12 protein-coding genes are annotated in these 8816 nt (G+C 34.5%); all 12 read left to right on the top strand.

The window, feature by feature from the left end; all coding sequences use genetic code 11:
- A partial coding sequence (locus tag ACZQCL_RS02310) for an acyltransferase family protein (protein ID WP_482481761.1) occupies window positions 1-872 on the top strand: 872 nt, incomplete at its 5' end.
- A gap of 4 nt (window positions 873-876) precedes the next feature.
- The gene (locus ACZQCL_RS02305) at window positions 877-2448 is read left to right on the top strand and encodes an NAD(P)/FAD-dependent oxidoreductase (protein ID WP_482481760.1); all 1572 of its coding nucleotides are present in this window, start codon (window positions 877-879) and stop codon (window positions 2446-2448) included.
- Entirely contained in the window at window positions 2449-2973 is a 525-nt protein-coding gene (locus ACZQCL_RS02300; protein ID WP_482481759.1) for a YqeG family HAD IIIA-type phosphatase, read from the top strand.
- Window positions 2966-4045: a GTPase gene (locus tag ACZQCL_RS02295; protein WP_117924333.1), complete on the top strand. Its 1080-nt coding sequence runs from the start codon at window positions 2966-2968 to the stop codon at window positions 4043-4045. Before ACZQCL_RS02300 ends, ACZQCL_RS02295 begins: the two co-directional genes overlap by 8 nt.
- A complete protein-coding gene (locus tag ACZQCL_RS02290; RefSeq protein WP_117571115.1) occupies window positions 4045-4335 on the top strand; it encodes a YhbY family RNA-binding protein in 291 nt (96 codons plus the stop codon). Before ACZQCL_RS02295 ends, ACZQCL_RS02290 begins: the two co-directional genes overlap by 1 nt.
- Window positions 4332-5348, top strand: coding sequence for a nicotinate-nucleotide adenylyltransferase (locus tag ACZQCL_RS02285; protein WP_227993540.1), 1017 nt, complete (start codon window positions 4332-4334; stop codon window positions 5346-5348). The genes ACZQCL_RS02290 and ACZQCL_RS02285 overlap by 4 nt, the downstream gene beginning before the upstream one ends.
- A 2-nt stretch (window positions 5349-5350) precedes the next feature.
- Window positions 5351-5689 carry a ribosome silencing factor gene (gene rsfS, locus ACZQCL_RS02280; RefSeq protein ID WP_003864422.1) on the top strand — a complete coding sequence of 113 codons (339 nt, stop codon included), beginning with the start codon at window positions 5351-5353 and terminating at the stop codon, window positions 5687-5689.
- Window positions 5679-6389: a class I SAM-dependent DNA methyltransferase gene (locus ACZQCL_RS02275; protein WP_482481758.1), complete on the top strand. Its 711-nt coding sequence runs from the start codon at window positions 5679-5681 to the stop codon at window positions 6387-6389. Before rsfS ends, ACZQCL_RS02275 begins: the two co-directional genes overlap by 11 nt.
- Window positions 6386-7066, top strand: coding sequence for a 5'-methylthioadenosine/adenosylhomocysteine nucleosidase (locus tag ACZQCL_RS02270; protein WP_412343854.1), 681 nt, complete (start codon window positions 6386-6388; stop codon window positions 7064-7066). The genes ACZQCL_RS02275 and ACZQCL_RS02270 overlap by 4 nt, the downstream gene beginning before the upstream one ends.
- Window positions 7067-7084: 18 nt before the next feature.
- Window positions 7085-7552, top strand: coding sequence for a hypothetical protein (locus ACZQCL_RS02265; protein ID WP_117571119.1), 468 nt, complete (start codon window positions 7085-7087; stop codon window positions 7550-7552).
- Window positions 7552-8091 carry a DnaD domain-containing protein gene (locus ACZQCL_RS02260; RefSeq protein WP_118115260.1) on the top strand — a complete coding sequence of 180 codons (540 nt, stop codon included), beginning with the start codon at window positions 7552-7554 and terminating at the stop codon, window positions 8089-8091. The genes ACZQCL_RS02265 and ACZQCL_RS02260 overlap by 1 nt, the downstream gene beginning before the upstream one ends.
- Window positions 8088-8714, top strand: coding sequence for an endonuclease III (gene nth / locus ACZQCL_RS02255; protein ID WP_118115261.1), 627 nt, complete (start codon window positions 8088-8090; stop codon window positions 8712-8714). The genes ACZQCL_RS02260 and nth overlap by 4 nt, the downstream gene beginning before the upstream one ends.
- Window positions 8715-8816 lie beyond the last annotated feature (102 nt).

The raw sequence follows: 8816 nt of genomic DNA, 5'->3' as shown, positions 1-8816 counted from the left end.
CATTCTTTTTTACGACAAGTGGATTCTTCTTTTTTAGAAACTATGATTCAGAAAATGAAGATTTAAATGAGACTCGTTTAAAGAAGGCATTGATTCGTTTATTTCGAATTTATTTGATTTGGACAATTATTTATTTGCCATATACGATTTTTGATTATACGCACATGGGTTTCCATATTAAGTATTTATTTACATATGTAAGAGATTTTTTCTTGAATGGAAGTTATTATCATTTGTGGTTTTTACCAGCCTTAATGTTAGCGGACGTAATTGTGTATTGCTTGTATAAGAAAAAAGGCTTGAATTTCACATTGTTGATAACGCTTATATTATATTTTGTAGGTTACTTGATTAATGTATATACACCAATTTGGGAAAGTATTCCAGGTGTATCCTTCTTCTTTGGTTTCTTTACAAAAACATTGTCAACCGCAAGAAATGGAATTTTCTTTGGTCCTATGTTCATTGCGATTGGGTTATTACTTTCAAGAACGCGTCGCTTGCCTAAAAAGGTTAGCTTGATTGGTTTCTTGATAAGTTTTGTATTATTCTTTGCGGAAGTATCTTTATATCGTCATTTCGGTATTTTAAGAGATTTAACAAGTATGTATATTTGTTTGATTCCCGCTATTTATTTCTTAGTGAATTATTTATTAAAAATCAATATTCCATACCGTAAAATGTTTACGATTTTACGTCATGATTCATTGATGATTTATACTTCACATATTTTGTTTGCCAAAATCTTTTTGGCATTGATGCCACATGCACATTTAGTTGTTTATTTCTTAACTTTGGCATGTGCACAATGTTTGGCAGGTTTTGTGACGCGTTATCAGGATCAATATCCGATTTTAAAAAAATTACTGTAAGCTTATGATTCGATTATTTCAGGTGAAATGTGCTAATGAAAATGAAATTGAGGCACAAATCTTAAAAAAACTGCGAATCCGTAAAGAAGACCTTTTGCAGTGGCACGTACATAGAAAAAGTGTGGACGCACGTCACCAGAAGGTCTTATTTTCGTATGTCGTAGATTGTAAAGTTAAAAATGAAAAGAAGCTTTTAAAGCTAAAAGACGTTTCTCTAACACCCGATGAAACGTATCATCCAGTAATGAGTGGAAAACATGCATTATTGGCTAGACCCGTTGTTGTTGGGTTTGGTCCTGCAGGTATGTTTGCAGCTCTGATTCTTGCACAATCTGGCTATAAACCGATTGTTTTAGAAAGAGGATCAAAAGTAGATGTTCGTAAACAAAAAGTAGAAACTTTTTGGGAAAATGGACAATTGGATGAAGAATGCAATGTTCAATTTGGCGAAGGTGGCGCGGGTGCCTTTAGTGATGGAAAGTTAACGACAAGATCGAAAGATTCATTATGTCGTAAAGTATTAGAGAAACTTGTTTCTTTTGGGGCAAAGTCTGATATTTTAATTGATCAGCATCCTCATATTGGTACAGATGCCTTCTTGGCGATTATTCGAAATTGTCGTGAAGAAATTGAACGTTTGGGAGGAACTTTCTGTTTTGATACAAAGTTAGAAGATATTAAAGTGGAAAATGGTACTTTGAAACAAATCTATTTCAATCAACAATGGGTAGATTGTAATGCTTTAATTCTTGCGACTGGACATAGTGCAAGTGATACCATTTTAATGCTTCATCAACATGGTATTCATGTCGAAAATAAACCGTTTGCGGTTGGCGTTCGTATTGAACATAAGCAAAAATATATCAATGAGGCTATGCTTCATGAATATAGTCAAGATGAAAGATTGATTCCAGCACGTTATCAATTGACGTATACGGCATCCAATTCAAAAGGTGTATATACATTCTGTATGTGTCCAGGTGGCTACGTTATTCCAAGTTCATGTCAAAAAGATCAATTGGTTGTGAACGGAATGTCTTATGCGAGTCGTAGTGGAGAAAATGCCAATAGTGCATTGCTTGTGCAAATCAATGATTCGGATTATGGTAATGAGTTGTTTGCCGGGTTAAAATATCAGGAAGACTTGGAAAAGAAAGCTTTTAAAATGGGACGCGATTATAAGGCATGCGTACAACTTGCGAAGGATTATTTAGAAAATAAAATATCAAATCAATTTGAATCCGTATTACCAACCTATTCGATTGGTACAACATTTTGTGATTTGAACGATTTATTCTCTAAAGAAGTCAATCTAGCCTTGCATGAGGCGTTAGAGCATTTTGAAAAGAAAGTGCCTGGCTTTGTTTCTGGTGGAGCCATATTAAGTGCTGTAGAATCAAGAAGTAGTAGCAGCGTGCGTTTAGTTCGTGATAAAGAATCTTATGTTTCGAATATTCAAGGTATCTATCCAAGCGGTGAAGGTAGTGGCTATGCAGGTGGCATTATGACAAGTGCTATTGATGGTATTCGTAGTGCCGAGCATTTGATTGAATACTTTGCCAAAGGGGAGTTTTAAATGAATATATTTTCTCCGAATTATTATGTTCAAAGTTTTAAAACTTTGAACATTCAAAAACTTCATGAAATGGGAATTCAATTACTTCTTTGTGATATTGACAATACGCTTGTGGCGTATGATGAAGAATGTCCCAATCAGGATGTGATTGATTTTATAAATAAATTAAAAATGAATGGAATTGAGGTTGCACTATGTTCAAATTCACCAAGTTCTAGAGGTAAGAATTTTGGTAAGCATCTTCCAGTTTCAAATACATATCCATTTTCGTGTAAACCATTTCCGTTTTGTTTTAAAAAGGCAATGAGAGACCATGGCCTAAAGGCAAATCAGATTGCGATATTAGGTGATCAAATGTATACGGATATATTGGGTGGAAATATTTGGGGGCTTTATACAATTTTAACGGCTCCTATTGCGATAAAGGATCGAAATATCACAAAAGTATTTCGTTTCTTTGAAGAATTAATATATGGTTATTTAGAAAAGAAAAAATTATTGAAGCGAGGTGACTTTGATGACTAAATATTGTAAGGGTTGTGGTGTTTTACTACAAAACGAAGATGAAAATGCATTAGGCTATGTTCCTACTTTAGATGCTTCTTATTGTCAAAGATGTTATCGCATTCGTCATTATGGCGATGTGACAATCAATATGCAGCAGGGAATTGAATCCAACGCAACATTAGAAAAAATCAATAAGATTGATGGTGTGGTTTTCTGGGTTGTGGATTTATTTGCGTTTGAGGCTAACTTAATTTCGCGTTTGAATCAAAAACTTCCAGGTAAAGATATTGTGATGGTATTAACGAAGCGTGATGTCTTGCCAACAACTTTAACAGATGAAAAAATCATTAACTTTGTAAAGCATCGTCTTCACGAAGAAAATATTGTTGTAAAGGATATTGTGATTTGTGGCTATCTATTAAAGGAAAATGATAAATCTAGAGAATACTCATCACGTATTGTGAATGCGATTTTGAAATATCGTAAGAATCGAAATGTAATTTTTATGGGTGTTGCCAATGCGGGAAAATCCACTGTATTGAATCATTTATTGGCATCGAAAGATTTAACGACTTCTCAAAATCCAGGGACTACATTAGATTTAGTTCCAATTCCTTTTGAGGATTATACGATTTATGATACACCAGGCATTGAGAATACGCATTCTTTATTAACGCATTTACAACCTAAAGATTTAAAGACGGTCATTCCAACAAAACCAATTCGACCATTTGTTTCGCAAATCTTTGAGGATCAGTCCTTTGCGGCGGCAGGACTAGCAAGACTTGATGTGGTAGTGAGTGGTAAGGCAACAGTAGTTGGATATTTCTCTCGTTCTTTATCGATTCATAGAGGAAAATTAAGCAATGCGGATGCGTTGTGGCAAAAACATTTAAATGGTATGTTAGTGCCATGTGTAGATACATCCTTATTAACGATGCATACGTTCCATGCTCCTAAACTTGAGGGAGAAAAGATGGATGTTTGTATTCATGGTATTGGATGGTTCTGTATTAGTGGACAAGTAAAAGATGTATATGTAAAAGTACATAAAGGTATTCAGGTAACGTTTAGAAAGGCGATGATTTAATGTTAACGAGTCAAAATAAAAAATATTTAAGAAAATTAGGAATGGAGTATAGATCGTTATTCCAAATTGGAAAAGATGGTTTAAGTGATAATTTAATGGATACTTTATCCGATTCATTGGAGGCACATGAATTAGTAAAATGTAATTTATTAAAGACATGTCCAGTTGATGTGCGTGAGGCAGCTATTGAGTGTGCAAGTGCAACAGGTAGTGAAGTGGTTCATATTGTAGGACATACTTTCTTGTTGTATAGAAGAAGTAAAGAAAATAAATTGGGGCTTAAAAAATGAGAATTGCCATTGTAGGAGGTTCTTTTGATCCTATACATGATGGGCATATTCAAATGGCCAATCAGTCTTTGCAGGGACTAGGTGTAGATGAAGTATGGTTTATGCCAACCTCTAGTACGCCTTTAAAAGATCATGATCTGACATTGGATCAAGAGCGTTTAGCTATGATTGATTTGGTGGTTAAGAAAAACCCGAAATTTAAAGTTTGTACACTTGAACTTGAAAGAGCAGGTAAAAGTTACACGTATGATACGCTAAAGAAATTGATTGAAACATATCCGGAACATGAATTTTATTGGATCATAGGAAATGATCAATTGATGCAGTTTGACAAGTGGCACAATCCGAATGAACTTGTGAAGATGGCTCATTTTGTATGTTTTGATAGGGATGGAAAGCTTTCTGATTCAAAGTATGATATTGCGTGTATGACAATGCCGGCAGTTCCTGTTTCTAGTTCAGAGATTCGAATGGGAAATAAGTTGAATTATTTGCCTGAAGAAGTGTTGCGTTATATCTATCGAAATCGATTGTATGTGAAGGATTTTGTGGCTTCTAGATTGACAGAAAAAAGATATAAACATTCTTTATCGGTTGCAAAACTTTGTGAAGAGTTTGCGTTGAACAATGGGTATGATATGCATATTGCGTATTATATTGGTTTGTTTCATGATATAGCTAAATATATGCCAAAGGATGAAATGTTAAAATGGATGCAGAGTGTGTGTCCTGAAAACATGGAATATCCTGTAGCTGTATGGCATGGTTTTGTCGGGGCTGCTGTCACGAAAGATATCTTTTTAATTGAAAATCCAATTATCTATAATGCGATTTATCATCATGTACTAGGAACGAGTCAAGATCCATATGCGATGATGGTATTTTGTGCAGATAAATTAGATCCTTTGCGTGGATATGATTCTACTAAATTGATTGAGATTTGTAACAAAGATATTAAAGAAGGATTTGATTTGGTGGTTCAACAAAATCGTGAGTATTTAAAGAGAGGATAAACATGGAAATTTTAGATATTGTAGTTCATGCGATCTGTGAAAAGAAAGCACAAGATGTACGTGTATATGATGTAACGAGTTTGACTCCATTTATGGATTCAATGATTGTTTGTTCGACTACAAATATTCGTCAGAATAATGCGATTGCACAAAACATTAAGGATCGTTTAAGAGAAGCTGGATATATGGGGGATATGCATATTGAGGGTGATTCTGGTTCAAAATGGCTTTTAATTGATTTAAAAGAAGTTGTAGTCCATTTATTTGTGAATGAAGAAAGGCAGGTTTATAATCTGGATCGTTTATATTCGGATGTTCCAGTAAAAACGTATGATTTATAATACATTGGCACATTATTATGATGCTTTAGTAAAAGATGAAGAGGCATCTAGAGAATGGGTATCTTGGATTGAGAGTGAACTTGCACCTTGTGATTGTTTAGAACTTGCGTGTGGTAGTGGAGAAATTACTGAGATGCTCGCAAAAAAAGGCTATACGATGACAGCTCTTGATTTGAGTGAAGAAATGGTGAAGCAGGCTAAGAGTAAAAACTTAGAGGGTTCCATTCAATTCTTATGTCAAGATATGCGTAATTTAAGTAATTTAGGATCTTATTCTGGTATTTTCTGTTTGTGTGATAGTTTTAACTATATTTTAGAGAAAGAAGAAATTGATGCGTTCTTTCATGAAGTCAATCAACATTTAAAACCAAATGGACTTTTCTTCTTCGATACACATTCGTTAGATCGCTTAGATGAATTTGATTCGGAATATAATGAGACAGGTGCTTTTGAAGATGGTTGTCAATATCAATGGTCAATTATGGCAGAAGATGATTATGTATATCAGGATTTTGCGTTTTATATGAAAGACAAAGTGGTTCAGGAGCATCATATTCAAAGAGTATATGATCCAATATGGTTGAATGATACTTTGTCGAAATATTTTGATGTTTTAAAAGTCACAACGGATTTTGATATTGAGGGGATTGCGCCTGGTGAAAAGTATTTTTATGTATGTAGAAAGAAGGTACAAGAATGATTGGGATTGTAGCGGCAATGGATGCTGAGATTCATGAATTTGAAAAGCGTATGGACTTAGTAGATCATACGAAGACAATTGCGGGATGCACATTAACATATGGAAAATGGCAAGGTAAAGATGTAGTCTTATGTAAGAGCGGTGTAGGTAAGGCTTATGCGGCTATGTCTTGTACAATTTTGTGTATGCAAGGAAATATCGACAGCATTATTAATGTGGGTACAGCTGGTGGATTAACGCAGGATGAGCAAGTGTTGGATATTGTGATTAGTGATAAGGTTGTACAAGCTGATTATGATACAAGTCCATTAGATGGTCCTTCTGGTGTTGGATTGGTGTATAATAGTCATGAAAAATTGAGCCAAAGTTGTATTGAAGCGGCAAATGCTATGCAGATTCGCTATCATGTAGGTACAATTGCTTCTCAAGACTTATTTATGTCTAGAGATGAAGATTTTGAAAAATTAATGAATCATTTCCCAGACTCAATTTGTTCAGAAATGGAGGCAGGAGCGATTGGTGCTGTTGCCACACAATTTAATATTCCATTTGTGATTGTGCGTTCACTTAGTGATGTTGTGCATCATAATGAAAATCCAATGGAATTTTCAACCTATGTTTCTAAAGCAAGTGCGCAATCGGCTAAATTGATTGAAAATTGGTTGATGCGTATATAGTAAAAAGGAGGGGTAAGAATGGGACTAAAGCATAAGCGTAAAAGACAGCATGGAACAACAACGACAATGGCATTGGTCATCATTCTTGTTCTTGTATTACTTTTGATTTGGTCTGAGTTTATTAGTGGACCGAATCGTGTTAAGGAACAGATTTATGCGCAAAGAATTGAAAAAATAATTAAACAAAATAAGAATATCCAAGGCTTGAGTGAGCATGTCTTTAATTACATAACATATCAGGGCTATGATGATACGACTTTGTATTGGTACAATGCGAAGTCTGAATTGATTACTTCAAGAGATATTGAAACTTTGAATTATAAAAAGGCAAAACGCATTGCGAAAAAGAACTATAACATCAAGTGTGATTCGATTGCACTTGGATATGGCTACAACAATCCGGTATATGAGATTCGCGGATCGAATAAATTGATTTTATTGGATTATGATAGTTTTGAACGTGTTTATGAAAGGGAGATACGATAATGGCTGATTTTGATTTTAATGCACCTTATGTAGATCGTAGAACTTGGATCATTGATCATCTACAAGATTTGGTTTTAGAACCCAAAGAAATATTGGTCGTATTGTTGATTGATTTTTTCAACCAGCAGCATATTTCAATTGATCATGAATTGATTAGTGAAAAATTAAAAATCAGTGTGGATGAAGTGGAAGATATTTTTACGGAATTATCGGATAAAGGGTATTTGACTTTAGACTATGCGGATGGATCTTTGATTTTTAATATTGAAGGTATCTTTGAACTTTCTAAAGCCAGTGATACTTCCATTGATCGTTCTTTATTAGAGCAGTTTGAAATGGAGTTTGCACGTCCATTGTCTTCAACGGAAATGCAAAGAATTATTGATATGGCCAGTATGTATGATGAACGTCGTGTGATTTGTGCATTGAATGAAGCGGTATGTAATGAAGTTTGCGATTTAAATTATATTGAAAGAATTCTTCAGAATTGGCAACAAAAAGGTTTATCGACTGAAGATTTGGAGAATGGCAAGCGATGAATGCGAATGAAATTTTGGATGAAATGGAGAAGATTTTTCCGGATGCCAAGTGCGAATTGTATCATGAATCCCCATTTCAATTGATTGTTGCGGTCGTATTAAGTGCACAGACAACGGATGCGATGGTCAACAAGGTAACGCCAGCATTATTTAAGGCGTATCCTACGGCAGAAACGATGGCAGAGGCTACAGTTTCTGAATTAGAGCCATACATTAAAAGAATTGGTTTGTATCGCAATAAGGCTCGTTCGATTTCGAATTTAAGTAAAGATCTAGTTGAAAGATATCATGGACAAGTACCCTATACATATAAGGATTTAATGTCTTTAGCAGGTGTTGGAAGAAAGACAGCGAATGTCGTTCGTAGTGTAGCTTTTGATATTCCTAGCTTTGCGGTAGATACCCATGTCAATCGTGTCAGTAAGCGTTTGGGTTTAGCTAAATATAATGATTCGGTTGAAAAGGTTGAGGAAAAACTAAAACGAAAGATCGATCGTTCAAGATGGAATCAAGGTCATCATGACTTTATATTTTTTGGGCGTTATCTTTGTCATTCAAGAAATCCAGAATGTGAAAGATGTCCTTTTAAAAGCTTTTGTAAGAAAGATAAATATGAGAAATAATGGCGCTCTAAAATAGTGTAGGGTTATGTGAAAATACCGGCTTTAAATTATTGTAGGGTTTCCGTATTAGGTTAAGAAAACTTAAATTTATGAATTTACTAA

Source organism: Holdemanella sp. (assembly GCF_056804935.1).
Note: the sequence above shows the minus strand (reverse complement) of the source record. Positions and strands in the feature narration are given on the sequence as shown.